This is a genomic window from Streptomyces sp. NBC_01433 (genome assembly GCF_026340105.1).
Classification (GTDB): Bacteria; Actinomycetota; Actinomycetes; order Streptomycetales; family Streptomycetaceae; genus Streptomyces.
This window is the reverse complement of record NZ_JAPEPM010000001.1, coordinates 1,070,262-1,097,177: the sequence shown is the minus strand read 5'-3', so window position 1 is coordinate 1,097,177 and position 26,916 is coordinate 1,070,262. Positions and strand designations below refer to the sequence as shown.

Genomic DNA, 26,916 nt, shown 5'->3' with positions numbered 1-26,916 from the left:
GTGCCCGGACCCGCAGCAGGGACGCCCAGCACCGCCACGACCACCGAGGTCGTGTGTCTCGGCGAGTCCATGGTGACGTTCCTGCCCTCCCGGCCCGGCCGCCTCGCCGACGTCCCCTCCTTCGGCCGCGGGATCGGCGGTGCCGAGTCCAACGTCGCCTGCGCGCTCGCCGCCGCCGGACACCGGGCGGCCTGGGTCGGCCGGGTCGGCGCCGACGGCTTCGGCGACCATCTCGTCGGCGCCATCGCCGCGTACGGGGTCGACACCTCCGCCGTCCGCCGCGACCCGGACCGCCCCACCGGCATCTACTTCCGCACCGCCACGGACCGGGCCACCGACACCCACGAGGTGGCGTACTACCGGGCCGGTTCCGCCGCCTCCGCGATGTCCCCGCACAACGTCCCGTACGAGAAGCTGTTCGCGGGCCGCGTCCTGCATCTGTCCGGCATCACCGCGGCGCTCTCGGCGGACTGCCTGGCCCTGCTCCACGATCTGACCGCACCCCGGCCCGACCGCCCGCTGATCTCCTTCGACGTCAACCACCGCCCGGGTCTGTGGCGGGGCAGCGAGGCGGGGCCGGGCGTCCTGCTCGATCTGGCCCGGCGCTCCGACCTGGTCTTCGTCGGGGAGGACGAGGCGGAGGAGGCCTGGGGACTGACGGGCGCCGAGGCCATCCGCGCGGCCCTGCCGGAACCGGCGGTACTGGTGATCAAGCGTGGCGCGGACGGGGCGACGGTCTTCTCGCGACCCGGCTCCGGGCCCGGCGCCCCGGCCGACGCGGCCGATGCGAGGGACGCGGCCGATGTGAGGGACGCGGCCGATGCGGGGGAGCGGACCGACACCGTCACCGACGTCCCCGCCCTCCGCGTCGATGTCGTCGCCCCCGTCGGGGCCGGTGACGCCTTCGCCGCCGGATTCCTCTCCGCCACCCTGCGCGACCTGCCCGTACGCGAGCGCGTCCGGCACGGCCACCTGATGGCCGCCGCCGTCCTCACCGTCCCCGGGGACCTCACCGACCCGCCGCCCCGCGACCGCGCCGACCGCCTCGCCGCCCTCGACGACGACGCCTGGGGGAGACTTCGTCTCGGCCCCGGGTGGACGGGGGACGACCAGGAGGTACGTACGACATGAGCCAGACCGTCGACCGGGCGCTGAGCATCCTGCCGCTGCTCGCCCAGGGCCCCGCCGACCTCGGCCAGGTCGCCGAGCGGCTCGGCGTCCACAAGTCCACGGCGCTGCGCCTGCTCCGTACGCTGCACGAGCACGGGCTCGTCTACCGCCAGCAGGACCAGCGCTACCGCCTCGGCGCCCGGCTCTTCGCGCTCGCCCAGGAAGCCGTAGAGAACCTCGACGTACGGGAGATCGCCCACCCCCACCTCGTCGACCTCAACGACCGGTGCGGGCACACCGTCCATCTCGCGGTGTACGAGGAACACGAGGTCCTCTACATCGACAAGGTCGAGAGCCGCTACCCGGTCCGGATGTACTCACGGATCGGCAAGCCCGTCGCGATCACCGTCGCGGCGGTCGCCAAGCTCCTGCTCGCCGACCTGACCGAGCCCGAGCGGCGCGTGATCGCCGAGACGCTCGACTACCCCATGTACACGTCCCGTTCCGTCCCCAACGCCGGTGCGTTCCTCAAGGAGCTCGCCGTCGTACGCGAACAGGGCTGGGCCACCGACCTCGGTGGCCACGAGGAGTCCATCAACTGCATCGGCGCTCCGATCCGCGGCGCGGACGGCCGGGTCGTCGCGGCGATGTCCGTGTCGGCGCCCAATGTGGTCGTCACGGCCGAGGAACTCCTCACCCTGCTCCCGCTGGTGCGCCGCACCGCCGACGCCATCAGCCGGGAGTACTCCGGCACCACCCCACACAAGAAAGCCTGATCAGTCATGACCGAGAAGATCTCCCTCACGCCCAGCACCCACGCCGCCCCGCCCGCGAAGTTCTCGCACGGCGTGAAGAAGGGCAACATCCTCCAGGTCGCCGGCCAGGTCGGCTTCCTGCCCGCCGAGGAGGGCAAGCCCGCCACGGTCGTCGGCCCGACGCTGCGCGAGCAGACCCTCCAGACCTTCGCCAACGTCAAGGCCATCCTCGAAGAGGGCGGTGCCACCTGGGACGACGTGATGATGACGCGCGTCTACCTCACGGACGTCGCCCACTTCGCCGAGATGAACGAGATCTACAACGCGTACTTCGAGGAGCAGGGCCTCAAGGCGCCCGCCTCGGCCCGTACGACGGTCTACGTCGGCCTCCCCAAGGGCCTGCTCATCGAGATCGACGCTCTCGCGGTCCTCGGCTGATCGACTTGCCCCACCCGCAGTACCGCTCCAGCACGCCGCCCGGCACGGCGCCCCGCACCACGGGGGCGCCGTGCCGCGCTCCCCCCTGCCCGGAACTCCCCCTCGTCACCACGGAGTCACCATGCTGCTCGCCGCCACCCCACCGCCGGTCGAGACACCACCCCACACGGGTGGACTGCTCCTCCTGATCGACGGCACCGCCGGTCTGCTGACCGTCGCCGCCCTCGGCATCGCCCTCCTCCTCTTCCTGATCATCAAGGTCAGGCTCCAGCCGTTCGTCGCGCTGCTCGCCGTCTCCATAGCCGTCGGCCTGGGTGCCGGTCTCTCCGTCACCGAACTCTTCGGCACCGTCCAGAAATCCGCCGCCGTCTCGGTCATCGAATCGGGCATGGGCGGCATCCTCGGCCATGTCGCGATCATCATCGGACTCGGTACGATGCTCGGCGCGATCCTCGAAGTCTCCGGCGGGGCAGAGGTGCTGAGCACCCGCCTGCTGAACCTCTTCGGTGAGAAGCGGGCCCCGCTCGCCATGGGCCTCACCGGCCTCATCTTCGGCATCCCGGTCTTCTTCGACGTCGGCATCTTCGTCCTGGCGCCGATCGTGTACGCCGCCGCCAAGCGCTCCGGCAAATCGATCCTGCTGTACGCGATGCCGTTGCTCGCCGGGCTGTCGATGACCCACGCGTTCCTGCCGCCGCACCCCGGCCCGGTGGCCGCCGCCGGACTCTTCAACGTCTCCCTGGGCTGGGTCATCCTGATGGGCGCCGTCGTCGGCATCCCGTCCGTGCTCGCCGCGTGGGGCTACGCCGCCTGGATCGGCAAGCGGATCTTCGTCGCGGTCCCGCAGGACATGGTCGAGGCCGCCGAGGAGGCCAAGGCGGCCGTCGCCGCCGAGCAGCGTGCCGCCGGGGCCACCCCGCGCGAGCAGCCCGTCGCGCTCGGTACGGTCCTCGCGATCATCGGAACCCCGCTGATCCTGATCCTCGCCGCGACGTTCTCCTCCATCGCGCTGGACCCCTCCACGCTCCGCTCGGTCATCGAGTTCTTCGGCAACCCCTTCGTCGCCCTGACGATCGCGCTGCTCCTGGCGTACTACCTGCTGGGCATCCGGCGCGGCTGGTCCCGCAAGTCCCTGGAATCGGTCTCCACGTCCTCGCTCAAGCCGGTCGGCAACATCCTGCTGGTCGTCGGCGCGGGCGGCATCTTCGGCGCCGTACTCAAGGGCAGCGGCATCGCGGACGCGCTCGCCGACACGTTCAACGACGTCGGCCTGCCGGTCATCCTGCTCGCCTGGCTGATCTCCGTGGCGCTGCGCGTCGCCCAGGGTTCGGCGACGGTCGCGATCGTCACCACGGCGGGCATCGTCGTCCCGCTGGTCGAGGGCCAGGACATGTCCCAGGCGCACCTCGCGCTCATCATCATGGCGATCTCCGCGGGCTCGATCTTCGCCTCGCACGTCAACGACGGCGGCTTCTGGATGGTCGCCAAGTACTTCGGCATCTCCGAGCGCGACACCCTGAAGTCCTGGACGGTCCTGGAGACGGTCCTGTCGGTGGCGGGCTTCGCGGTCGCGGCGCTGCTCAGCCTGGTGATCTAGGGCCCTCGGCACTGTCCCGCCGCCCGGACCGGGCCGGAACGCTTGGGCCGGAACGCTTGGGCCGGAACGCTTGGGCCGGAACATGCAGCAGCGCCGCCGGGGGAGCGGCGGCGCTGCTGGTCAGGGGACGACCTCGCGGAGTCCGGATGACCTCGGAGAGTCCGGAGGGTTACGGCAGGCCGTGGACGTGCGGGCCGACCGCCTTGGACCAGGCGTTGCCCGCCGTGGCGTCCCAATTCGTGGACCAGGTCATCGCGCCGCGCAGCGCCGGGTAGGTCTTGGCCGGCTTGAAGGAGCCGCAGCCGGTGCCCTTGGTCAGGCAGTCCAGGGCCGCGTTCACGACGGACGGGGCGACGTAGCCGCTGCCCGCGCCCCGGGTGGATGCGGGGACACCGAGGCCGACCTGCGAGGCGTCGAGGCCGCCCTCCAGCTGGATGCAGGCGAGCGCGGTGAGGAAGTCCACCGAGCCCTGCGAGTAGACCTTGCCGTCGCAGCCCAGCATCGAACCGCTGTTGTAGTACTGCATGTTGACGACGGTCAGGATGTCCTTGATGTTGAGCGCCGTCTTGAAGTACTCACCGGACGTCGACTGCATGTCGATGGTCTGCGGCGCCATCGTGATGACGAGGCCGGAGCCCGCCTTCGTGGACAGCGAGCGCAGCGCCTTCGTCATGTACGTGGAGTTGAGGCCGTTCTCCAGGTCGATGTCGACCCCGTTGAAGCCGTACTCCTGGATGAGCGCGTAGACCGAGTTCGCGAAGGCCGTGGCGGAGGCGTCGCTGTTGACCGCGACGGAGCCCTTCTCGCCGCCGACCGAGATGATGACGTTCTTCCCGGCGGCCTGCTTGGCCTTGATGTCGGCCTTGAACTGGGCGACCGTGTAGCCGTTCAGCCCGGCGGAGTCCAGGTTGAAGGTGACGGCGCCCGGCGTCGTCGTGGCGTCCGCGAAGGAGACCGCGATGATGTCGTAGTCGGCGGGGACGTCGCTGAGCTTCTGGACGGTGGCGCCGTTGTTGAAGTTCTGCCAGTAGCCGGTCACCGCGTGCTTGGGCACCGAGGTCACCGGGCCGGGGCCGGTGCCCTCCTTCGCCGTACGGGCGCTGATCGCGGCGGACTTGACCGACTCACCGGCGGCGTTGGTGGCGCTCACCGAGAACTGGTACGCCGTGTCGGGGGCCAGGCCGGAGACGGTCGCCGAGGCGCCGGTGGACGTGGTGGCCCTGGCGCCGTCCTTGTACACGGTGTATCCGGTGGCGCCGGAGACGGCGTTCCAGGAGAGGGCCACCGAGGAGGACGTCGCCGTGCCCGCGGCGAGGCCGGCGGGCGAGGCGGGGATCGACGGGCCGGGGTCGGTGCCGCCGCCGCCGTCGGGGCCGGTCACCGAGATGTCGTCGACGAGGTAGGACGCCTGCCCGTACCAGCCGTGGGTGTAGACGGTCACCGAGGTGGTGGAGGCGCCGGTCTTGAAGCTGGTGGAGAGCTGAGTCCAGCCGGTGGAGCCCGGCGACCAGGTGGAGACGTCGGTCGTGCCGGTGCCGCTCGCGCCGAGGTAGGCGTATCCGCCCTGGACCCAGGAGCTCAGTGTGTACGTCGAGTTGGGCTTGACGGCCACCGTCTGGGAGCACTTGGCGTTGTCCTGGCCGGCCGGGGTGGCCTTGAGGGCTGACGTACCGCCGTGCACGGGGGAGGAGACGGCGGTGCCGGTGCCCCCGCTACAGGTCCAGTTGGCGAGCCCGGACTCGAATCCGGCGTTCTTGGCGACATTGACGTCGGCCGCCTGGGCACTGCTGACGAGACCGGTGACGGTCAGGGCCCCGGCCGCGATGACGGCCATGGCGCCGCCGAGTACGGGCCGGGAGTGACGGCTTCTGCGCCTGCTGCCTACGGAGCGTTCCACTGCTGCCTCCGGGGGGAGTTGGGGATATGCGGGGGGTGCCGGTGGGGGTCGGCGGGGTGCCGCGCGGGGGGTCGTGCGGGGGTGCGGGACGTACAGGGGGTGTACGGGGAATGTGAAGCCGAGGAACGGTGGCCACCGCTGGCCGATAAACTGGTCCAGACCAATCAAGTTGTCAAGACCTCTGGCAGTGATGGGTGCCTCCGACGGGCGTTCGACAACCCCTTCGAGGGGTCCTTCGCGAGGCCCTCGGACCGCCATTTCTTTACGCGAAGATGTCGCTGTGGCCACCCGGTTGTCCCCTCGCGGGTGACTTCGCGCGAGATCTTCGGACCGTGACGAACGTGCGCAGTCGAAATGAACCGGAACGACCCCTGGGGCCTTCCTGACGTGCGCCGATGAAGTGACGGGCCGTCGAGTGAGGGCCACTGCTGTAACCCTCCGCAGTGGTACAGGAGTTAACCAGTCTCGATTTCGTCCTATTTAGTACCCGGGCGTCGGTCGGGCGGTGTTCGCATGTTGTCGTATCGGTCTCCGATAAGTGTTCTCTGCCTGGTAAGACGTGGCTAAAGTGCTGGAGCAGGAGCACCGGGCAGGAGCGATTGCGGCCGACGTGACCACGACGGCCGGAGCTGAACGGGGAAGAGCGTGCCGACCGCAATAGCAGTGACAAGCGCAGATCTGGTGCTGCCGCCCACCGATCAGCAGACACCGACCGCGGCCCTGCTCCAGGCCCCCGAGGCCCAGACCATGGAGCTCGCGATCGGCGACACGCATCTGCTGCTCGAACAGCACGGGTATGTCATCGTGTTGTATCCGTCCAGCATCCAACCCGCCCATGAGCGACGGCTGCACGGCATCCGTTCGATCCTGGAGAGCGACCGGATCGCGCTGGTCAAGGTGGACCTGCCGCCGCTCGGAGTCGCCGTACTGGTACGCCAGTTGCGCCAGCTGTCCGTGAGCGACCTCAGCCCGGGGGTGGTCGCCTCCGCCGCCCGGCTGCTGTCGCACTACATCTACTCGGGTGCGCTGCTGCACTCGGTGGCCAAACTGGACCGGTTCCCCGTCAGCCTGAAGAGTCACGCGAAGTCCTGGGTGCCCGGTTCGCAGTTCGCCGTGCTCGCCGGGCCCGAGTCGCAGCTCATCAAGGTCGGGCCGCAGGCGGAACCTCTGGCCGGACCGGAATTCGGTACGCATCTTTTGGTGGCCAAGGGGCAGTCGCAGTCGGACTGGGTCCAGGAGACCCTGGCGCCCGCCTGGAAGGTCCAGGCCATTCATGAAGCGAGCCTTCCCAGTGAATCCTCCCGCTGGTGGGGTACGGGAAAGCTGGTGGAGTTCGCGGCTTACCTCCCGGACATCTCCGTCCTGTATCAACTGATCTCCTCCGTACGGAGGGAAAAGTGTCACTGGTGCGAAATGGAACTCATCGGCGATCGTTGTGGCTTCTGTTCCTCCCCGCTCGCCGCCTCGGAGAACCGGGCACACTCCACCGGTGTCCCGCACCACGAGGTGGGCGTACCGGCCGTGTCATAGTCCCGCCCGCTGTCCCGCACCACTGAGCTTCGCCCGCACCGCCTGAACTATCCGTACTGACCGCACGATTGAGCACCACTCATACGAATGAGCACCGCCGAGCACGACCCGTATGACTGAGCACCACTGAGCATCACCCGTACGACTGAGCACTACCGATCACCACCCCGTACTGCCGAGCCTCCTCCGGCTCACCTGCTCCACCGAGCCTCCTCCGGCTCACCCAGCTCCACCCGCACCAGTGAGCACTGACCGGCTCACACCGCCCCTTCCCCCGCTCCCGCACCACCCGTCCCCCCGCATCACCGTCATCTTCGCGAGCCCCGCACTTCGCACGCCGAATCACCGCACTACGCGCGTTGTGCTCCCGCTTCACCGCACTTCGCGTCCGTACTCGTCCTTCCGCTTTCCGCGCATCCCTCTCTGTCCGCTGCCCCACGCATCCGATTCGAACGAGGTTGTCCGGCCCATGAACTCCCGCCAGCGCCGCGGCGTGATACTCCTGCTCCTGTCGGTCCTGTGTGCCTTCGGTGCTTTCGCCGGTGTGCTCTCGGTGATCAGCGACGTCAACTCGAAGGTCGGCCCCGAGGTGACCGCCTATCAGCTGAAATCCGACGTGGCCCCCTATACGGCCCTGAACGACGGTCAGTTCGAGAAGATCAAGATGCCCAAGCGCTGGCTCTCGGAGAACGCCGTGACCAACCTGCGGGAAGTCGAATCGAAGATCGCCGTCACCCAGCTCCGCAAGGGCTCGCTGCTCCAGTCGGACATGATGGCCCGCAAGCCCGAACTCCGGTCCGGTGAGCAGGAGATCGCCATCATGATCGACGCCGCGACCGGCGTCGCCGGCAAGATCACACCGGGCGCCACCGTCAACATCTACGCCACGTTCGCCGGTGAGGACCAGGACGACGTCTCCCAGTCCAAGGTGATCGTCTCCAACGCCAAGGTGCTGGACGTGGGCAAGCTGACCGCTCTGGAGCCCCGCGGGGACCAGCGGAGCACCCAGAGCACCGAGGCCGTGCCGATCACCTTCGCCCTGAACACGCTGGACACCCAGCGTGTGGCGTACGCCGAGTCCTTCGCGGAGCACGTGCGGCTCGCCCTCGTCGCGCCCGGCAGCGACGGCACCATCCGCCCGGGGGACCGCACCTACACGCTCGAAAAGGACAAGTGAGGATGGGATGACCACCAGAATCCTCCCGGCCGTCGGTGACCTCGACGCGGCCAGATCGGTCACCACACTGCTCAGCCAGCTGCCCGACGCGGAACCGGCCGCGCCGGTCGCCGACTCGACCCAGCTGATCGACACCCTGGCCAGGCTCGCGGGCGAATCCCTCGACGAGCTGCCCGAGGTCGTGCTGGTCCATGAGCGGATCGGCCCGGTACCGGCCCTGGAGCTCATCCGGGAAGTGTCGATGCGGTTCCCGTCCGTCGGGGTCGTCCTGATCACCGCGGATGCCAACCCCGGCCTGTTCGCCGACGCCATGGACTCCGGCGCCCGCGGGCTCGTCACGCTGCCGCTGAGCTACGAGGAGCTGGCCAACCGGGTCCAGGCCGCGTCCCAGTGGTCGGCCGGCGTACGACGCCACCTCACCGCGAGCAATGACGTGTTCACCGGGCCCGGGGGCATGGTCCTGACCGTCACCGGAGCCAAGGGCGGCGTGGGCGCCACCGTCACGGCGATCCAACTCGCCCTGGCGGCACAGGCGTCCGGCAACACGGTCGCCCTGGTCGACATGGACCTCCAGACCGGCGATGTCGCCTCGTACCTCGATGTGCAGTTCCGGCGCTCGCTCGTCGACCTGGCGCTCATCACGGAGATCTCGCCGCGCGTCCTGGCCGACGCGGTGTTCTCCCACTCGACGGGCCTGGCCCTGCTGCTGGCACCCGGCGAGGGCGAACGGGGCGAGGAGGTCAGCGACCGGTCCGCCCGCCAGATCGTCAGCGCGCTGCGCACCCGGTACGAGATCGTGGTCATCGACTGCGGCGGCCAGATGAACGGGGCCAACGCGGCGGCCATCGAGATGGCGGACGTGGCCCTGCTGGTGACGACCCCGGACGTCATCGCGGTGCGCGGCGCCAAGCGCATCGTACGGATGTGGGAACGGCTCCAGATCCGCAAGGCGGAGGAGACGATCACCCTCGTCAACCGCTTCACCCGCAACACCGAGATCCAGCCGCCCCTGATCCAGAAGATCACCGGAACCCAGGTGGCGAACGCGGCGGTGCCCGCGAACTTCAAGGAACTCCAGGCATCGGTGGACGCCGGTCGCCTGCACGAACTGGATGCCAAGAGCACCGTCAAGCAAGCACTCTGGGGACTCGCCGGAGAACTGGGCATCGTCAAGGTCAGCGCGAGCAAGAAGAAGAGCGGCGTCGCATTCAAAAACGACCGTGGCTCGATCGGACGGCCGCGCCGACGGCGCGACGGGGACGACCAGGGCCACGGGAAGACCGAGGGGACACGTTGACCGATGACTACCAACCGGGCACCGGACACCGAGATACGGGGGAGGCGTGACGCCCACAGCTCCCGGGACGGGCTTACGCGCTCCCCGGAGGGGCTCACTCGCTCACGGATCGGCCTGAGGCGCACGGCCGCCCACCGCTTCCGCGTACGCGGCCGTTTCGTACGGGGCCGTTTCCTGCGCGGCCGTGACCGTGACCGCGGGCAGACCGCGATCGAGTTCCTGGGGATGACGCCTTTCATCATCCTGATCATGCTCGTGCTCTGGGAGTGCGCGCTGATCGGTTACACCTGGAGCCTCGCGGGGAACGCGGCGGACGTGGCCGCGCGCAAGGGCAGCGGCGCGGAGTACGGGCAGAGCAGAGCGTGCAAGGCGGGTGCGAAGAAGGACCTGCCGGATGCCTGGGAGGACGGCGTCAAGATCACCTGCAAGTCCACCCGCGAGCTGTACAGGGCCGACGTCAAGCTCAAGGTCCCTGTCCTGGTCCCGGGTCTGTTCGACCTGGACGTGAAGATCACGGGCCGTGCCGGCTCGCCGCTGGAGGGCTGAGTGATGACCGTAACCGCACGCGTGAAGCACTCCGGTGGCAGGAACACCGACGGCCGTCGTTCCGCCCCCCGCCGTACCGACCGGGGCCAGGTCGCCATCGAGTACCTGGGCTTCCTCCCGCTCCTCCTCCTGGTCGCCCTCCTCGCCATCCAGGTCGGACTCGCCGCGTACACGACCGCTCAGGCCGGCACGGCGGCCCGTGCGGCGGCCAGGACGGCGTCCAAGGACTTCCCCACGGGCAACGCCCACACGGCGGCCAGGGACGCGATGAGCAAGTGGCTCGCGGAGGACGGTTTCTCGTACGACGAGAGCGAAGGCACCGGCGATGTGACGGTCACCATCAAGATCGAGGTCCCCAACGTGGTTCCGGGGATGAAGGGCAAGTGGGGCAAGGCCGAACGGAGTTCCACCATGCCCCGCGGCTAGCGCCCGCGAGCCGGGCCGCCCGCCCGCTCGCCCCCGAGGGAACGACCGCCTGCGGGACCGACCACCCGCAGGTTCGACCGGACAGTGAGACCGAGGAGTTACGCACATGAGCCTGCGGGCACGCATGACCGCCCCGGAGGAGCAAGGCGGGGCACGGGAGGACGGCCACATGGTGGCCACCTACCGGGCCAAGCTGCTGGAGGAGATCGACCTCGCGGAGATGTCCTCGCTGGCCGCCGCCGAGCGGCGGGCCCGCCTGGAGCGCGTCCTCGGGCACATCATCAGCCGCGAGGGTCCGGTCCTTTCGACCATGGAGCGCTCGCAGCTGATCCGCCGCGTGGTCGACGAGGCCCTCGGACTCGGCATCCTGGAACCGCTCCTCGAAGACGCCTCCATCACCGAGATCATGGTGAACGGGCCGGACCAGATCTTCGTGGAGCGCAGCGGCAAGGTCGAACAGCTCCCGATGCGCTTCGGCTCGCACGAGCAGCTGATGCAGACCATCGAGCGCATCGTGTCGACCGTCAACCGCCGGGTGGACGAGTCGAACCCCATGGTCGACGCGCGACTGCCCAGCGGTGAGCGTGTCAACGTGATCATCCCGCCGCTGTCCCTGACCGGCGCGACGCTCACCATCCGGCGGTTCCCGAGGTCCTTCACCCTCCAGGAGATGATCGGCTTCGGCTCGCTGGACGAGCAGATGCTGGTCCTGCTCGCCGGTCTCGTACAGGCCAAGCTCAACATCATCGTCTCCGGCGCCACCGGCACCGGAAAGACGACGCTGCTCAACGCGCTGTCCGGGCTGATTCCCAACAGCGAGCGCATCGTCACGATCGAGGACTCCGCCGAGCTCCAGCTCCAGCAGAGCCATGTGATCCGGCTGGAGTCCCGACCGGCGAACGTGGAGGGCAAGGGCCAGATCACCATCCGCGACCTGGTGCGCAACTCCCTGCGTATGCGCCCCGACCGCATCGTCGTCGGTGAGGTCCGAGGCGGCGAATCGCTTGACATGCTCCAGGCAATGTCTACCGGTCATGACGGATCGCTCGCCACCGTCCACGCCAACAACGCCGAGGACGCGCTGATGCGTCTGCAGACCCTGGCCTCCATGTCGGAGATCAAGATCCCGTTCGAGGCGCTGCACGACCAGATCAACAGCGCCGTCGACGTCATCGTCCAGCTGACCCGGCACGCCGACGGAACGCGAAAGGTCACCGAGATCGCGGCCCTGGACTCGCACGGCCGGGACCCGTACCGCATCGTCACCGTGGCCAAGTTCAACGCCCGGCCGATGGATGCCGACGGGCGGATCCTCGGGGATTTCCAGTACCTCCCCCTGCCCCGACGGATCGCCGACCGCCTCTACATGGCCAGCCAGCCCATCCCCCAGGCGTTCGGGGTCGCCGCATCCTCCGAACAGCTCGCCACCCGAGAGGCCAACTAGGTACCGAGCCATGGACAATGTGAACCTCCCCCTGATCACGATCGGCGTCACCCTGCTGTGCGGCGTGCTCGGCGTCATGGGCCTGCACGCCTACTCCGGCGGCAAGGCCGACCGCGACGCGCTCGTCGACCGGCTCTCCCACGTCGGCCATCTCCCCGAGACGGGCCGTCGTCGCCGGTTCCGCACCCTCGACCGCAGGCTGCGCAAAACCGCTCTGGGCCAGAAGCTGGAACTGAAACTCGGCGCGACCGGCATGGAGCTCACGCCGGGCGAGTTCTTCGTGTACGCGCTCCTGGCGATGGCCGGGCTGTGGATGATCGCCTCCTCGATGCTCGCCGCGTTCTTCGGCCCGGTGGCCGCCCTGATCGGCCTGTGGGGCACCAACGCCTTCCTGAACTGGCAGCGGGTCAAGCGCACCGAACGCTTCATCAACCAGCTCCCCGAGCTGTCCCGCATCCTCGCCAACGCCACCCAGGCGGGCCTGGCCCTGCGGACGGCGCTGTCCATGGCCGCCGACGAGCTGGAGAACCCGGCCGGTGAGGAACTGGCCCGCGTCGCCCGCCGCCTCGCCGTCGGTGAACCCCTGGAGGACGCGCTCAGCGAGGTGACCGACCGGCTGCCCTCACGCGAACTCGTCGTCCTGGTGACCACGCTGGTCCTGTCCAACCGGGCCGGCGGTACGGTCGTCAGCTCCCTGCGCAACCTCACCGAGACCCTGGAGGAACGCAAGGAGACCCGGCGCGAGGTCAAGACCCAGCTGTCCCAGGTCACCGTCACCGCCTACGCCGTACCCGGCTTCGGGATCGGCGCCATGCTGCTGATGAACGCCGTGATGCCCGGCGCCCTCGACCGGATGACCGGAGCCCTCATCGGCCAGATCGCCGTCGTCATCTCCATCGTCCTGTACGCGATCGGATTCATCGTGATCCGCCGTCTGTCCCGCATCGACGTCTGACGGCCTGGGAGAAGAAGCAGACATGGACTTGTTGCTCGCGATCGTCGTCGGACTCGCGGTGTACGGAGCCATCCACGGCATCCGGATGTACCGGGCCGACGCCAAACTGCCCGGCGACCTCGCCATCGCCCTGGAATCCGGCGCCACCCGCACCAGCGCGGTGGGCTCCGGCATCGACCGGCTCGGCATCCGCTGGGCGCCCACGGTGCTGCGGATGATGGGGCCCAAGGCCGTCACGAAGAAGCGCCGTCAGATCGACCTGGCCGGTAACCCCGGCGGCCTCACCATCGACCGGTACGCCGCCCGGCGTGCCGTCTACGGGGTTCTCGGTGCCCTCGGCGCGTTCTCGATGCTCCTGCGGGGACAGTTCTTCCTCGCGATCATCATGATCGCCTTCGGGCTCTTCTGGGTGGAGGCGGGCATCTGGTCCGCCATCCGGGTCCGCCGCGAACACATCGAGCGCACCCTTCCCGACTTCCTCGACGTCCTGGCCGTCGTCGTCTCGGCCGGTCTCGGCTTCCGCCAGGCGCTCGCTCGCGTCGCCGAGAAGTACGAAGGCCCCTGGGCCGACGAACTCCGCATCACCCTGCGCCAGATGGACATGGGTGTCAGCCGTCGCCAGGCATTCGACGAACTGCGCAGGCGCAACGACTCGGAACAGGTCGCGATGTTCGTCACCACGCTCCAGCAGGGCGAGGAGCTCGGTGCCCCGATCGTCGAGACGCTGATCCAGATCGCCAATGACATGCGCCGCACCGACGCCCAGAACGCCCGCCGCAAGGCGGCGAAAGCGGTGCCGAAGGCGACCTTCGCCGTCACCTCCTTCCTCCTGCCCGGCACGCTCCTCCTGCTGACCGTCGGCTTCGTCTACGGCGCCAACGTCGACTTCGGCGCGCTGACGGGCGGCTGACGATGACCGACGACGGCGAGCACGGGGACAGACGGGAGGTGGCAGGCCCATGACGTTTCAGCTCAGTGGCATCCCGCACGGACTCACCGCGGACATGTCCACGGCCACCACCGACCCACAGGCGCGCCCCGCGCTCGCCATCCAGGTCAACGCCCTTCAGGCGATGTGCCGTCAGGTCTTCGGTTTCCGGCTGGCGATGATCGCCATAGCCACCCCGTTCGCCATCAGCCACACCGCGCGCGGCCTCGCCACCTGGTTCATCGGGGCGGCGATCCTCATCACGTTCATGGGCAGCTACCTCCTGTTCCGCGACTGGGAACGCTTCGGCCCGCGCCTCCTGCGCCACCCCTGGCTGCTCGGGATCGACGTGTTCTTCGGCGCACTCCTGCTGATCACCGCCACCCCCGAGTCCACGCTCGCCTACGTCACCGTCTGCACCCCGCTCCTCGCCGGCCTCGTCTACGGCTGGCGGGGAGCAGCGGTCTTCGCCGCCGTCCAGGTCGTCATCGTCTTCGGCGTCTACAACACCGTCCCGAAGCTCGAAGGCGGCGACGCGACCAACCTCCTGCTTCCCGGCTTCTGTGTGATCGCCGGTGCGGTCGGCGTCACCCTGCGCAATCTGCTGCTGCGCTTCGGCACGGCCAGCCAGGCCCTCACCGAGACCCGCGCCCGCCTCGCCGTGAACGAGGCCGTCGAGGGCGAACGCACCCGGCTGGCTCGCGAGATGCACGACTCCGTCGCCAAGACCCTGCACGGTCTCGCCCTGGCCGCCGACGGCCTCGCCGGATCCGCCGACCGGATGGACCCGGTCACCATCAGGCGGCAGGCCGAACTCGTCGCCCGCGCCGCCCGCCGGGCCGCGGCCGAGTCCCGCGAACTGCTCACCGACCTCCGCCGCGAGTCCGGCCTGGACGGCGGCGTGGACGTCGTCGGCGAACTCCGCGCCCGTGCCTCTGACTTCAGCGACCGCCACGGCCTCGCCGCGACCTTCCGCCGGATCCAGGAGCACATCCCCGTACCGCCCGTACCGCAGGCGGTCGCCCGGCAGCTGCTCACGGTCGCCTCCGAAGCGATGGAGAACGCCCATCGCCACGCGGGCCCCACCTACCTGATCGTCCTCGCGGGTGTGAAGGGCGACGTCCTGCGCGTCAGCGTCTACGACGACGGACGCGGCCTGCCCGCGGGCACCACCCTCGACTCCCTCCGCCGGGCCGGACACTTCGGCCTCGTCGGCATGGTCGAACGCGCCGCTTCCATCGGCGCCCGTATACGGATCGGCAAGGGAGAGGCTTCCCGGGGCACCGAGGTGCGCCTGGAAATACCCCTCGCCGCTCTTGGCACCACCGATACCGTCCCTCCATCCACCCCCCACCCGTAGCTCCTGAGAGGAGGTCGCAGAATGCCGGACGACGTCCCCCGCGCGTCGAGTCAGAACTGGGTGGCGCGGAACCACGCCTCCCCGTACGCCTCGCCGCACATCGCACCGCGCACCACGGAACACAGCTCCCCGGGGTTCCCCGTTCCCCAGCAGACCGCGGCACCCGAGGTCCTGCCTGCCCCCTTCCCGACCACACCCGGCCCCCAGGCCCCCACCCAGCTCAGGGTGGTGGTGGCGGACGACAACCCCGTGGTCCGGGCCGGCCTGGGCGTACTGCTCTCCGGCCGCGCCGACATCGAGGTCGTCGCAGAGGCGGCGGACGGCCGCCAGGCCTACGACCTGGCCCTGCGGCACCGCCCGGACGTCGTCCTGCTGGACGTCCGGATGCCCGGGGTCGACGGCATCTCGGCCCTGCCGCACCTGGTACGGATCGCGCCCGTGATGATGCTGACCTACAGCCGTGAGAGCGAGATCGTCCACGAGGCCCTGCGCCTGGGCGCCGGCGGCTACCTGGTGCACGGCGAGTTCACGGCGGACCAGCTGGTCCAGGCGGTACGCGACACGAAGCACGGCCGGGCCAACTTCACGGCCACCGCCGCGAACGCCCTGCTCGCCCATATGCGCAACGGCGTGGACCCCGGGCGCGGAACGCTCCCGGAGGGCCTGGGCACCGCCCTGACGGCGGGGGTGCCGTACCCGCCCCCCGGCTACGAGGCGCAGCCCGGCTTCACACCGTCGCCACCACTCACCGCGGCGCCACGACAGGTCCGACAACAGGAGGGTCTTTCGCAACTGCAACCTGTTGTGGGACAGTCTTCCATGGCCAGGGGGCCCGGCGCGGCTCCCAACAGGCAAGACCACGGGCTGAGTTCGAGGGAGGTGGAGGTCATGGAGCTGATTGCGTCCGGAATGAGCAACCAGCAGATCGCCGCCACCTGCTTCATCAGCGAGAAGACCGTGAAGAACCACATCAACCGTATCTTCACGAAGCTTCACAGCGGCAGCCGCAGCGAGGCGATCGCCCGCTGGCTGGGCACGGCACCCGCGACGGGCACCGGCCCGCGAGGGGCGGGCGGCCATGGCTGAGCGAGGCGGCAACGCGGGGACCCAGAGCGTGCTTTGGGCCCGGGAATGGGCCCTGGGACCCTCTGGTGAGCGGGGCGCCCCCCTCTATGTTTCTCATGTCGCGAGCGGCACCGGCCAGGAGGAAGCCGGAGTCGTTCGCGACATGCCAGAAACGTGCGAGTCGGCCGGCAATCGGTCGGCCGAATCAGGAGGGGAACACCATGTCGGACATCACCCTGAAGACCGCCATCCGCGTCAACGGCTGGGCCAACACCGCCGTCAGCAGCATCCAGAAGCGCTACGCGGCGAAGGACCGGGGCCAGACGGCATTCGAGTACCTGGGCATCATCCTGGTGGTCGTGGCGATCATCGGGGCGATCGCGGCTTCGGGAATCGGCGGGAAGATCTCGTCGCGGATCGACGGGCTGGTCACTTCCATCACCTCGAAGTGATCGGACACCACCGGTCGGACCGAGGGCAGGCCTTCCCCATCTACATTGTGATGGTGGCGGGCCTGCTTTTCCTCGTGTTCGCCTTCTTCGCTGTCGGCAAGGCGTCGGCCTTGCGCAACGGATCCCAGGGCGCGGCGGACTCCGCCGCGCTCGCCGCGGCTCAAGCCGCTCGTGCGGATTTCGAGACGGGGTTCATGGCCTCGCTGCCCGAGAAGATGCTCGACACATTCCTGGCGGCTCCCTTCGTCGTGCCGTGCGGCGCGGCCCAGAGCTTCGCATCGGACAATGACGCGGACGTTGTGAAGTGCGGACCGCCCGAAATCGTCCCCAGGTTCGACAGAATCACCGTTGAGGTCGAGGGCCGCAAAGCGGTGGACTCGTCGGTCATCCCGGGTACGAAGCGCACCTTCGCCAAGGCCGAGGCCACGGCCGTCATCGAGTTCCGCTGTGACTGGCAGTCCTTCGACTTCAACGACGACGGTTCCCAGGATCTGTACGTCTTCTCGTGCGGCAAGGCCGGGGTGGTCAAGATCGAGCCGTTTGGTGTCAACGCGCCCTGGTCCGAGATCAGCAAGGTTCTCTTTGACGTGCGGTTGGTCGACAAGTGACAGCGAACGACGAGTAGAGGAATCGGACCATGAGTATTCGGCATACCACGACGGCCAGAAGGATGATGGCCGCTGTCGCGATGACGGCGACCATCACCCTTGCTCTCACCGGTTGCGGTGAGGACGGCGGTGGGCAGGCGCAGGGCGAAGGCTCTTCGGCGCCCTCCACACCGGCCACTCCCTCCGCGGAGGGCAAGGGGGAGCAGCAGGAGGACACCGCTGCCGGGGAAAACGTGGACCCGAATGCCAAGTTGGCCGAAGTACGAGGGGAAGGCGGGCTCAAACTCGTCGTCCAGCAGGTCAAGCGTGATGCCGGCGGCTTCGTCACCGTACAGGCGGAGATCAGGAACGGCGGCGACGGGACCCGCAACAGCGCAAGCTGGGGCGGGCAGGAGAGTTCGGTCGTCGCGAAGAACCCGAACTCGGTGGCCGGCGCCACCTTGGTCGACAAGGTCGGCAAGAAGCGCTACTACGTTCTCCGGGACACGGACGCGCGGTGCCTGTGCACCACGGCGATCGCCCCGTTGTCACCGGGCGAGTCGGCTCCGATCTTCATGCAGTTCCCGGCTCCCCCGGAGACGACGACCGAGGTGGACTTCTCCCTGCCCACCTTCGCCACCGCGTCGCTGAAGATTTCTGGGTGAGCGCCGACATGACGACCATGCGACGGCCCGCGTCAGGGCGTCACACCGGGCGCGTCCTGGTGGTGGGCCTGCTCCTGGCCGGCACCACGGTGTTCGGTGCCTCGGCCGCGTACAGCGACGACGGTCCCAGTGTGCCGCCGGGGACGGAGGCGACCTCCCAGGCTCCGGTGCAGCTCGACGCCAACGATCCCGACCTCAAGATGCCGGAGGGCGGGACGCTGGCGCCCGGCAAGGTTCTCGACATCGTGCAGGTGGTCGAGGACATGGGCGGCGAGGAGCGTCGCGAGGACAGCAACGCCAACATCAAGTTCGCGCTCCAGGCCGAAGTCCTCTTCGGCAAGGACAGCGCGAAGCTGAGTCCGGCGGCCAACTCGCGTATCGCCGCCATCGCGGCGGAGATCAAGAAGCAGAACGCGACCAAGGTCCGCGTCTTCGGCTTCACCGACAACCTCGGCTCCTCGGCCCACGGCGACGTGCTCTCCAAGCAGCGCGCCGACGCGGTGCACGGGGTCCTCTCGAAGGAGCTCGGGGCCACGATCTCGTTCGAGATCCGTGGATACGGCGAGCAGTACCCGATCGCCAGCAACAGCGACGAAGAGGGCAGGAAGAAGAACCGGCGCGTGGAGGTCTCCTTCCCGCGCGGCAGCGCTTCCTGACACCCACCGCAACGCGCGACGTGCGCGGGGCCCGGCACCGCGACCACTGGAATCCCAGGGTCGCGGTGCCGGGCCCTCGCCGTTTCGGCCGTCCCTTCGGCTCCGTCGCCGTACATGTACCGCGCCCCCGCGGCCATACCCGTACCGGCCGACTCCGCCCCGTACCCGAGGTGCCGGTGCGTGCCGTCAGGTTCATCCGCCCATCGCCGCGAACCCCAGCAGCAGGCCCGCCGCGAACAGGGAGAGTACGAGTGCGAACAGTGCCGGCTTCAGCAGTGGCCACCAGGCTCCCGGGCCCGCCACCGTGGCGCGGCGCGCCGGGTCCGACGGGTCGTAGCGGACCCGGACCGGTGCCCCGGCGCCGAAGCCGGACAGGGTGGGGGAGGCGTCGGTGAACTCGACCTCGCGGCCCTGCGGGGTACGGAAGGCGAACACGTACTCCGTCGCGTAACCGCGCTCCGTGTCCGGGCCGCGGTCGACCGTGCGGCGTCGCGCGCAGCGGCCCTCGGCGAGGACGCCGTGCCGGATCAGGCGGAGCACCCGGGCCGTCCGCAGGGCCGAGCGGGCCGCGAACGCGGCCAGGAACAGGCCGAACAGGAGCAGGTAGGTGGCCGTGCCGCCGGGCAGGAAGTCCATGGAGGGGGAGCCCGGCGGCGCTACTTGACGGTGATGGACTTGACGAACGCGTCCAGGTCTCCGGCGGTCAACTGGTCCTTCACCGCGTTGATCCGGATGGCGAACGGCACACCCTTGGAGTCGACGCCCGCGACCACGACGCCCGTCATCGGGGTCCCGACCGTCGGGGTGTCCTCCTTGCCGTCAGCGGTGAACTCGTAGTCGATCCTGCGGGCCTCACGGGCGCTCTCCGCGCCGACGAGCCGCACGTCCTCGGTCGCCTTGCGGGTGGATCCCAGGCCCAGGCCGGCGCCCGCCGCGGCCGCCGCCTCGCCCGCGGTGCTGACGCCGGTGGCGAAGTCCAGCTGGACCGAGACCATGCCGGTGCGCACCCCGGACTCGTGCTTGAGCGCGACGGCGGCGTTGCTCTTGCTGCGCCGGTCCGCGGGCTGCTCGGCGTACCCCTTGTTCTTGGGGTAGCCGACGGAGAGCGCCTTGGTGTCCAGCGTGCCCCAGCCGTCCGGGACCGAAGCGGCGTCGTCGCCGCCGCAGCCCGTGAGCAGGGTGGTCAGGGCGATGACGGCCGCGGCGGCCGCTGTCGCCGCGCCGAACGGGCGGGACCTCTTCGGCGTGGACGTGTTCGTGGCCGTCATCGGTGGTGTCATCGGGTGTGCCATCGCCTCTTCGTCGTGCGGTCGGTTCGCCGTGCTCACTTCGCGCAGTAGCTGTACGGAAGATACGTGCGATTGTCGCCCTGCGGGGCTCCGAGGAACCGCGCGTCCGTCAGCGTCTCCCTCTTGTGCTCGTCGGAGAGGGAGAAGCCGAGGCTCATCCCGAGGGAGACCTCGAAACCGAACTCCTGGGCGTCCGTCTCGCCGAGGTAGCGCATCGTGCTGGACAGGCCGTCGTCGAACATCATCTGCTCGAAGGGGTCGCTTCCCTCGGGCCGCTTGTCCATGGCGTGGTCGCCGAACATGTACTCGAACGGGGCGGTGTTGTTGCCCGAGCCGTCCAGCCACTGCTCGGCGATGGCCCGCTTGTCCTCGGTGGCCTTGTCGGTGTCCTTGCCGAAGATGATCGAGTTCGTCCGGACATCGATGCCGGAGTCACCGGAGGAGTCGGAGGCGCTGCCCTTGCCGCCGCGCTTGTCCTCGCCCTTCTGGCCGTTGTCGCCGCCGACCTCGACCTTGCCGGACGTGGAGCCCTTGTCCACCGTCTGGGTCATGTCGATCCGGACGATCTTCCCGGTCTTCTGGTCGCGGGTGACGGTGATGGCGCCGGTGTGGTTCTCCTTGCCGCCCAGCGTGCCCTTCAGCGGCCCGGCGTTTCCGCTGACCTTGCCTTCGAGTTCGAGCCTGGCGGTGTACGTGGACGACTCGTTGCCGTTCACGTCGTCCTTGGTGATGGTCACGTCGGGGGAGAACTTGGCCTTGCCGCCCAGCTTGGCGCCGAGCTCGGTCTCGTCGCCCGACTTGATGGAGAGGCCGCCGTCCGCGTACGCGTTGAGTCCGACGGTCGAGTAGGAGATCTTCTTGTCGCCGATCTTCTTCTCGATGTCTTCCTTCTTCTCGGCCCACTTCATGCCGGAGTACCAGCCGCCGCCGTACCCACCGCTGTGCTTGGTGGCGGTCTCCCACATCTTCATTTCCTCGATGTCGTCCCGCATCTTCTGAGCCTCTTCCTCGCTCTTGAAGATCCAGGTGTCACCATTGGTGATCTTGATCCCGCCGCCGATGTCGACGTCCGCCTTGCCGAGGCTGCCGAGCTTGACGCCCGGGGTGCTGGCGGTGACACCCGCCGAGGCCGCGTCGGTGAACGTCATGGAGACCAGCTTGTCGTTCTCGTCGACCTTGCCGTCCCCGTTCACATCGGAGTTGGCCCGCGACACCTTCTGCTGGAAGCCGTACTCCTCGCCCCACTCGAACCAGCCGATCTTGACCTTGCCACCGGCCGTGTCCGAGATGCTGGAGACCTGGCACATCTTGGGCTCGTAGTCGGCGTCGGTCTTCGGCTTCGCCTCGGGCTCCCCGCCGCCCGTGGAGCAGGAGCCGCCGCCACCGGCGAGCGAGCTGATCGCGCACCGGATGCGTTCGCCGATCCTCCCGCCGACCCCGGCCATCGCCATCGCGCCGATCAGTGTGACGACGAGGACGACCACCCCGAGGTACTCCACGGCGGTGGCCCCGCCGTCCCGCCAGTTGTACGAGTACTGCGGCGCGGGAGGGGGCTGGGTGGCGCGCTCCTCCAGCAGCCGGTCGACGGCCACTCCCGCCGCCGCGCCCGTGGCCAGTGAGACGACCGGCATCAGGACACCCTCGACGTCCACGACGTCCCACGAGACGGCGAAGCCGTACACGAGGCCGGCCAGGGGGACCGCCAGGGCGCCGAGGAGATGGACGATCCGGTTCTCGCGGTGCTCGTCGGGGAGGATGCGGGCCGCGGCCAGGACCGTCAGCAGGGTGACGACGAGGCTGGGTACGTGCATGAGGGCGAGGCGCCAGCCGAACGATTCCAGGCGTGCTTCGCTGCCCAGCAACTCCACCAGCACCCGGCTGGTCATGAACCCGGCGGCGATGTAGACCAGCGCGCCCGTGGCCCAGCTCCGCGTCAACGCGAAGAACCAGCCGCTCCGTTCACGCTGATACAGGGTGCCGGACCCGTCCGGACCGCGGTGTCCCGCCGATATGTGGCCCGCGCTCCTGTCCCCCCAGCCGCCGCCACCACTCACGGTTCAACCTCTCTCCGGCACACGTGTGTTGCCTGTTGACCGTGAGCGTACGGCCGGAAATTGGCGGTGGCGCGGGCCCCCGGTCCCAAAGCCGGGCCCAACTCCCCTGCCATGAAGGGTGCGTACCGGGCGGCGGGGCACGCCGGTTTGGCATGACGAGGGCGAAGGTTCCGATTTGGGCCGCTGATGGGCCCGTGGGCCCACGCCGGAACCGTCGCGGCTCAATACGCTCGTACCTGCCGGTTGTCGCCGACCACGACACCGCCGCTGTCCAGCTCTGTGTCCGGATGTCCGCACGACCACGTCCGGGCAGTACCCATAGACAAATCGATCTCCGGTGGTGCTTTTCCCACCAGGCATCGACCCCTACTGTCGAATTTGCGCACGCGAATATTCATGTTCACGCTGTGATGGGGTGAGGCGTCGATGAGTGCCGGCTTCTTCTACTCGTACCACCTGGGCTGGACCCGGCTGGACGCCCAGGCGCTTCTGGGCGACCTCGAAGCGGAAGGGCTGCGCCTGGCCCATCCGGCGACCGGGCGCACCGTCCTGGTCAGCCAGGACACCGTGTCGGCCGGGGCCCGTTCCCCCGTCACCCGGGAGCAGCTGCTGTCCATTGCCGGACTGCAAAGGCTCGATGAGATCGGGTTCCGGCTCTGGGTGGGCGGCTCCACGGACGTTCTCGTACGCATCCGCCGTGCCAGGAGCGGGGCCGTGGTCGTCGAGTTCGGCCTGGGCGAACTGCCGCCGGTCGAGCAGGACAGGGTCGTGAGCGCCATACGGCGGACCATCGGGCGGGCATCCGTCCTGTGCATCGGCTTCGTTGTCGACCGGCGGGGCGCGACGGCCGCCACCGACTGGGACGGCGTCGTCATCGACGGCGCGGCGTATCTCGACGAGTGGCCCGACGTCGTCGCCGTACGCGAGGAAATCGCCGCCGGACACCCGCAGTTGGCGGTCCTGGACTCGGTGGGGCACTCCCCGTGGCGGGTGTTCGGGAACGCGGTGCTCAGCGTCTGACGCGGAGCGGTACCCCCGCTCCCGGAGTCCGGAGTCCGGAGCCCGGAGCCCGGAGCCGGAGCCTGAGCCCGGTGGGTCCTGGGGCCCAAGACGCCCGCGACCTGGGCGGTTAGCGTCACCTTGGTAACGGATCAGGGTCCGGCCCGGCGCTCCCCCATGGTGCCGGGCTGGACAGCTACCAGAAGGTGACGGCACCACGTGCAGACGGCGGAGCAGCTCACGCTGACCGACGAGGAGTCCCAGCTCCTCCAGCAGGGTTTGATCGAATGGGCCGGGCCGGCGCGCTGCACGGAGGAATTCGCCGTCGCCATGGGCTTCGCCGGCGCGGAGGACCTGTACCACCGGGGCATCCGGATCCGCGGCGCGCTGGCCGCGCGGCAGGCCCTGGAGCCGATGGACTGGGCGCGTGCGCTGCTGGCCACCGAACTCGCCTTCGCCAGTGAGGTGGTCGGCTCCGGTTACGGGTGGGCCACGACGACCGGCTGGCCCGACGACATCACCGTGCGCGTCCTGCGTTCCACCCAGCTGAAGCTGATCCGCACCGTCGGCCCGCTGGTCGGCCGCGGGCTCGGCACCCGCCACGCGCGTATCTGACCCAACTCCTTGCGCGAGGCGTTGGCCGTTGACGGCGGCGGCCCTGTCGCGCGGCGACCGCCGCCCCTCGTCACGCCGTGCCCCCTGTGGCTGCCACGATGCGGGTGAGCGGCTACGCGTCGCTCCCGGCCGTGACGCGGACCTCGACCCGTGCGCCCGGCCGCAGCCCCCAGCGCTCCATCGCCCCGGCCTCCGACTCCAGCACGTGCCGGGCGCGCGGGCGCGGCAGCCCGAGCCGGCCGGGCTTCATCGTGCGGACCGCCAGCACGTTGAACTTCCGGTCCAGGTAAGCCACATCGATGGTGAACCGCATCCGGAAGGTGTGCACACTCCCGCACGGCGTGAGCATCAGTGCCCCGTCGATCCCGTCCCGCCCGAGCAGCCCCCGGGTACGGGCCCGGTAGGAGGCCGCTATCCGCAGCGGAACCTCACGCTCCCCGGTGTCCGCGCCGACCGTGAGCACTGCGTCGCCATCGCGCCATTTCCTCATGGGCACCGACCGTAGCCCCCGGCGCCGGATCGTGGGTCCCGAACGGCCACCAGTGGGCCCCAGGGCCCAATCCCCTTGTCGTACCGCCCGATTAAGGTCCTGGTGTGGACGCAACGCTGATCGCCGTCGCCGCCCTGTGGGGCGCCGCCACCGGGCTGCTGATCCCGCGTGCCGCGTACCGGTTCTCCGTCGAGCCGGAGGAACCCTGGCGCGACACCTGCCCCTCCGCGCACCCGCTCACCGGGCCCGCCCGCGGCTGGCTCGGCTCGACGCGGTGCACGGCCTGCGCCGTGGCGGTCGCCCCGGTCTCCCGGCCGTTGGCACCGGGCGACCATGACGGCGACGGTGACGGGGGCCGCGAAGGTGACGGGGGCCGCGAAGGTGACGGAGGCCGCGACGGTGACGGGGGCCGCGACGGTGACCGGAGTCGTGATGGGGCGGCGGAGGCGACCGGCTCCCCGGTTCCGGACACCGGCCGTTACGCCCCCGGCGTCCTCGCCCCTGTCGTCACCGCACTCGCCTGCGCCGCGCTGGCGACCGGCACCGGACTCAGGCCCGAACTCGCGGTCTGGCTGCTGCTCGCCCCGGTCGCCGTGCTCCTCGCCGTCGTCGACCGCCGCGTCCACCGGCTGCCCGACCCGCTGACCCTGCCCCTGGCCGCCGCGGCGGCCCTGCTCCTGGGAACCGTTTCCCTGCTCCCCGAACACGCCGGATCCTGGACCTCCGCGCTGCTCGGCGGCCTCGCCCTCGGCGGCTTCTACTTCCTGCTCTTCCTGATCAACCCCAACGGCATGGGCTTCGGCGACGTGAAGCTCGCCCTCGCCCTCGGCGTCGCACTGGGCTGGTACGGCTGGGCGGTGCTGTTCGTCGGGGGCTTCGCCGGGTTCCTGTTCGGGGCGGCGTACGGGCTCGGGCTCGTGATCCTGCGCCGCGCCGGACGCAGGACAGGCATCCCGTTCGGCCCGTTCATGATCGCGGGCGCGCTCGTCGGTCTGCTGCTGGGCGCCCTGGCCGCCTGAGCGCCTGCCCGGACCACGTCCGCCGCCGCCCGCACCACCCGCCGCGCCCGCAGCCGCCCGGCCCGCACCTGCCGCGCCCGGCACGGAATGCGGTCGCGTACCCCCGCGCACACCTGCCACGATGCGCACATGCCCGATCAATCCACCCCCTCCACCCCTTCCTCCGCAGCCTCCGACGCGCGGTTCGACGCCCTCGTCGCCGAGGCCGACGCCGTCTCCGTGGACGGCTGGGACTTCTCCTGGCTCGACGGCCGGGCCACCGAGCAGCGCCCCTCCTGGGGATACGCCCGCGCCATGGCGGACCGGCTGGCCCGCGCGGAGGCCGCACTCGACATCCAGACCGGCGGCGGCGAGGTCCTGGCCGCCGCGCCGAAGCTCCCGCGGCTGACCGTGGCCACCGAGTCCTGGCCCCCGAACGTCGCCAGGGCCACCGCCCTGCTGCACCCGCGCGGTGCCGTCGTCGTCGTGGACGAGGACGAGCCGCCGCTGCCGTTCGGGGACGCGGCCTTCGACCTGGTGGTCAGCCGGCACCCGGTGACCACCTGGTGGGAGGAGATCGCCAGGGTCCTGACACCGGGCGGCACGTACTTCTCGCAGCAGGTCGGACCGGCGAGCGTCTTCGAACTGGTCGAGTACTTCCTCGGCCCGCAGCCGCCCGAGGTGCGCGGGGCCCGCGACCCGGAGCAGGCGCGTGCCGCCGCCGAAGCGGCCGGTCTCGACGTGGTCGGTCTGCGGCCGGAACGGCTGCGCACCGAGTTCTTCGACATCGGCGCCGTCGTCTACTTCCTGCGCAAGGTGATCTGGATGGTGCCGGGCTTCACGGTCGAGCGGTACCGCCCGCGGCTGGCGGCCCTGCACCGGCAGATCGAGGCCGAGGGCCCGTTCGTCGCCCACACCACCCGCTTCCTGATCGAGGCCCGCAAGCCGCGCTGAGGGCTGTCCCGTAACCCCTGGCGGGCGCGCGACGACAGCTACGGCAGCCGAGCCGGCGACAACACGCTCACCCCGTGCGTCAGTTCATGAGCGCACCGCAGGCAACGGGATGCGCTCCACGGCCGTCCTACCCAAGGGCGGTGCGACCCTGGTGGCGGAGCGCGCAGTGGAGGGGTGGGCAGGTCATGACGGTGGAGAGGGAAGAGCCCGGTGGGTCGGCGGGCCGTCCGCGGTACGGCAGGCCCGAGTGGCTCCGGGGCGCCCGCATCACCGGGGTCCAGGGCGTCTTCTACCGGCCGGAGGGCCGCGCGGGCGAGCCGGAGGCCGTCGAGTTCGTGATCCCGGACGGCCAGTCTGTGCTGCTGACCTGCGCTTCCGACGGGACGCTGCGGGTCACCCCCGGCGCCTGGCCGGAGCTGCCCGAATGGTGCGTACCGGCGAATCAGTGGCAGCACGCCGCCGTGACGAATCTGCCCCCGGTGCCGTACGGGGGAGCGTGGACGGTCATCGGCACGCGGGAGCGCCGGGACGAGAAGGGCGAGGTGCGCGAGGCCGTCATCCGGTGCGAGGACGGGGACTTCGTGGTCGTCGGAGGGGACACGATGGCGGTCCGCTTCGACCGTCACTGAGGC

Annotated in this window: 28 protein-coding genes; 23 read left to right on the top strand and 5 right to left on the bottom strand. The window is 69.9% G+C overall.

Annotated features, from left to right (window positions below):
• From OG413_RS04730 to OG413_RS04715, 4 genes are all read left to right on the top strand, one after another.
• Nucleotides 1–1,131, top strand: a complete 1,131-nt coding sequence (locus OG413_RS04730) for a sugar kinase (protein WP_266803157.1) — start codon at nt 1–3, stop codon at nt 1,129–1,131.
• Nucleotides 1,128–1,886, top strand: coding sequence for an IclR family transcriptional regulator (locus tag OG413_RS04725; protein ID WP_266803156.1), 759 nt, complete (start codon nt 1,128–1,130; stop codon nt 1,884–1,886). The genes OG413_RS04730 and OG413_RS04725 overlap by 4 nt, the downstream gene beginning before the upstream one ends.
• A gap of 6 nt (nt 1,887–1,892) precedes the next feature.
• The gene (locus OG413_RS04720; protein ID WP_073718137.1) at nt 1,893–2,303 is read left to right on the top strand and encodes a RidA family protein; all 411 of its coding nucleotides are present in this window, start codon (nt 1,893–1,895) and stop codon (nt 2,301–2,303) included.
• A gap of 121 nt (nt 2,304–2,424) precedes the next feature.
• Nucleotides 2,425–3,900, top strand: a complete 1,476-nt coding sequence (locus OG413_RS04715; RefSeq protein ID WP_266803155.1) for a GntP family permease — start codon at nt 2,425–2,427, stop codon at nt 3,898–3,900.
• A 169-nt stretch (nt 3,901–4,069) separates the two neighbouring features.
• Here OG413_RS04715 and OG413_RS04710 read toward each other — a convergent pair whose 3' ends face one another.
• Nucleotides 4,070–5,797, bottom strand: coding sequence for a glycoside hydrolase family 18 protein (locus OG413_RS04710; RefSeq protein ID WP_323137809.1), 1,728 nt, complete (start codon nt 5,795–5,797; stop codon nt 4,070–4,072).
• 663 nt (nt 5,798–6,460) lie between these two features.
• Between OG413_RS04710 and OG413_RS04705 the strand changes: the two genes are divergently transcribed.
• From OG413_RS04705 to OG413_RS04640, 14 genes are all read left to right on the top strand, one after another.
• Nucleotides 6,461–7,327 carry a hypothetical protein gene (locus OG413_RS04705; protein ID WP_266803154.1) on the top strand — a complete coding sequence of 289 codons (867 nt, stop codon included), beginning with the start codon at nt 6,461–6,463 and terminating at the stop codon, nt 7,325–7,327.
• 469 nt (nt 7,328–7,796) lie between these two features.
• Nucleotides 7,797–8,504 carry a Flp pilus assembly protein CpaB gene (gene cpaB, locus OG413_RS04700; protein ID WP_266803153.1) on the top strand — a complete coding sequence of 236 codons (708 nt, stop codon included), beginning with the start codon at nt 7,797–7,799 and terminating at the stop codon, nt 8,502–8,504.
• A gap of 7 nt (nt 8,505–8,511) precedes the next feature.
• Nucleotides 8,512–9,801, top strand: a complete 1,290-nt coding sequence (locus tag OG413_RS04695; protein ID WP_266803152.1) for an AAA family ATPase — start codon at nt 8,512–8,514, stop codon at nt 9,799–9,801.
• Between the two features lie 3 nt (nt 9,802–9,804).
• Entirely contained in the window at nt 9,805–10,347 is a 543-nt protein-coding gene (locus OG413_RS04690) for a TadE family protein (protein ID WP_323137808.1), read from the top strand.
• A gap of 3 nt (nt 10,348–10,350) precedes the next feature.
• Entirely contained in the window at nt 10,351–10,773 is a 423-nt protein-coding gene (locus OG413_RS04685; protein ID WP_266803151.1) for a TadE/TadG family type IV pilus assembly protein, read from the top strand.
• A 106-nt stretch (nt 10,774–10,879) separates the two neighbouring features.
• Nucleotides 10,880–12,217, top strand: a complete 1,338-nt coding sequence (locus tag OG413_RS04680; protein WP_266803150.1) for a CpaF family protein — start codon at nt 10,880–10,882, stop codon at nt 12,215–12,217.
• A gap of 10 nt (nt 12,218–12,227) precedes the next feature.
• Nucleotides 12,228–13,172: a type II secretion system F family protein gene (locus OG413_RS04675; RefSeq protein WP_266803149.1), complete on the top strand. Its 945-nt coding sequence runs from the start codon at nt 12,228–12,230 to the stop codon at nt 13,170–13,172.
• A gap of 22 nt (nt 13,173–13,194) precedes the next feature.
• Nucleotides 13,195–14,082: a DUF5936 domain-containing protein gene (locus tag OG413_RS04670; protein ID WP_266803148.1), complete on the top strand. Its 888-nt coding sequence runs from the start codon at nt 13,195–13,197 to the stop codon at nt 14,080–14,082.
• 49 nt (nt 14,083–14,131) lie between these two features.
• Nucleotides 14,132–15,460: a sensor histidine kinase gene (locus OG413_RS04665; RefSeq protein ID WP_266803147.1), complete on the top strand. Its 1,329-nt coding sequence runs from the start codon at nt 14,132–14,134 to the stop codon at nt 15,458–15,460.
• Nucleotides 15,461–15,481: 21 nt separating this feature from the next.
• Complete coding sequence (locus OG413_RS04660) at nt 15,482–16,546, top strand: response regulator transcription factor (RefSeq protein WP_266803146.1); 1,065 nt, start codon at nt 15,482–15,484, stop codon at nt 16,544–16,546.
• 200 nt (nt 16,547–16,746) lie between these two features.
• Nucleotides 16,747–16,977, top strand: a complete 231-nt coding sequence (locus OG413_RS04655) for a Flp family type IVb pilin (protein ID WP_266803145.1) — start codon at nt 16,747–16,749, stop codon at nt 16,975–16,977.
• Complete coding sequence (locus tag OG413_RS04650) at nt 16,974–17,585, top strand: pilus assembly protein TadG-related protein (RefSeq protein WP_266803144.1); 612 nt, start codon at nt 16,974–16,976, stop codon at nt 17,583–17,585. Before OG413_RS04655 ends, OG413_RS04650 begins: the two co-directional genes overlap by 4 nt.
• Nucleotides 17,586–17,614: 29 nt before the next feature.
• On the top strand, nt 17,615–18,229 hold the full coding sequence (locus OG413_RS04645) for a hypothetical protein (RefSeq protein ID WP_266803143.1): 615 nt from the start codon (nt 17,615–17,617) through the stop codon (nt 18,227–18,229).
• Nucleotides 18,230–18,237: 8 nt separating this feature from the next.
• A complete protein-coding gene (locus OG413_RS04640; RefSeq protein ID WP_266809882.1) occupies nt 18,238–18,885 on the top strand; it encodes an OmpA family protein in 648 nt (215 codons plus the stop codon).
• A 192-nt stretch (nt 18,886–19,077) separates the two neighbouring features.
• Here OG413_RS04640 and OG413_RS04635 read toward each other — a convergent pair whose 3' ends face one another.
• Genes OG413_RS04635 through OG413_RS04625 form a run of 3 tightly spaced genes read right to left on the bottom strand, consistent with a single transcriptional unit; the run spans nt 19,078 to nt 22,228 of the window.
• The gene (locus OG413_RS04635; RefSeq protein WP_266803142.1) at nt 19,078–19,521 is read right to left on the bottom strand and encodes a DUF3592 domain-containing protein; all 444 of its coding nucleotides are present in this window, start codon (nt 19,519–19,521) and stop codon (nt 19,078–19,080) included.
• A 20-nt stretch (nt 19,522–19,541) separates the two neighbouring features.
• A complete protein-coding gene (locus OG413_RS04630) occupies nt 19,542–20,153 on the bottom strand; it encodes a hypothetical protein (protein WP_266803141.1) in 612 nt (203 codons plus the stop codon).
• Nucleotides 20,154–20,209: 56 nt separating this feature from the next.
• Nucleotides 20,210–22,228, bottom strand: a complete 2,019-nt coding sequence (locus OG413_RS04625) for a hypothetical protein (protein WP_266803140.1) — start codon at nt 22,226–22,228, stop codon at nt 20,210–20,212.
• 426 nt (nt 22,229–22,654) lie between these two features.
• Here OG413_RS04625 and OG413_RS04620 point away from each other — a divergent pair, with 426 nt between their 5' ends.
• On the top strand, nt 22,655–23,248 hold the full coding sequence (locus OG413_RS04620) for a hypothetical protein (protein WP_266803139.1): 594 nt from the start codon (nt 22,655–22,657) through the stop codon (nt 23,246–23,248).
• Nucleotides 23,249–23,446: 198 nt separating this feature from the next.
• On the top strand, nt 23,447–23,842 hold the full coding sequence (locus tag OG413_RS04615) for a hypothetical protein (RefSeq protein WP_266803138.1): 396 nt from the start codon (nt 23,447–23,449) through the stop codon (nt 23,840–23,842).
• Between the two features lie 112 nt (nt 23,843–23,954).
• Here the strand turns inward: OG413_RS04615 and OG413_RS04610 are convergent, their stop codons facing one another.
• Complete coding sequence (locus OG413_RS04610) at nt 23,955–24,332, bottom strand: DUF192 domain-containing protein (RefSeq protein WP_266803137.1); 378 nt, start codon at nt 24,330–24,332, stop codon at nt 23,955–23,957.
• Between the two features lie 104 nt (nt 24,333–24,436).
• Between OG413_RS04610 and OG413_RS04605 the strand changes: the two genes are divergently transcribed.
• The 3 genes from OG413_RS04605 to OG413_RS04595 all read left to right on the top strand — a co-directional run bounded on the left by OG413_RS04605 (nt 24,437) and on the right by OG413_RS04595 (nt 26,913).
• Complete coding sequence (locus OG413_RS04605) at nt 24,437–25,351, top strand: A24 family peptidase (protein WP_266803136.1); 915 nt, start codon at nt 24,437–24,439, stop codon at nt 25,349–25,351.
• Between the two features lie 129 nt (nt 25,352–25,480).
• Nucleotides 25,481–26,284, top strand: coding sequence for a class I SAM-dependent methyltransferase (locus OG413_RS04600; protein WP_266803135.1), 804 nt, complete (start codon nt 25,481–25,483; stop codon nt 26,282–26,284).
• A gap of 185 nt (nt 26,285–26,469) precedes the next feature.
• A complete protein-coding gene (locus OG413_RS04595) occupies nt 26,470–26,913 on the top strand; it encodes a hypothetical protein (RefSeq protein WP_266803134.1) in 444 nt (147 codons plus the stop codon).
• Nucleotides 26,914–26,916: the final 3 nt, after the last annotated feature.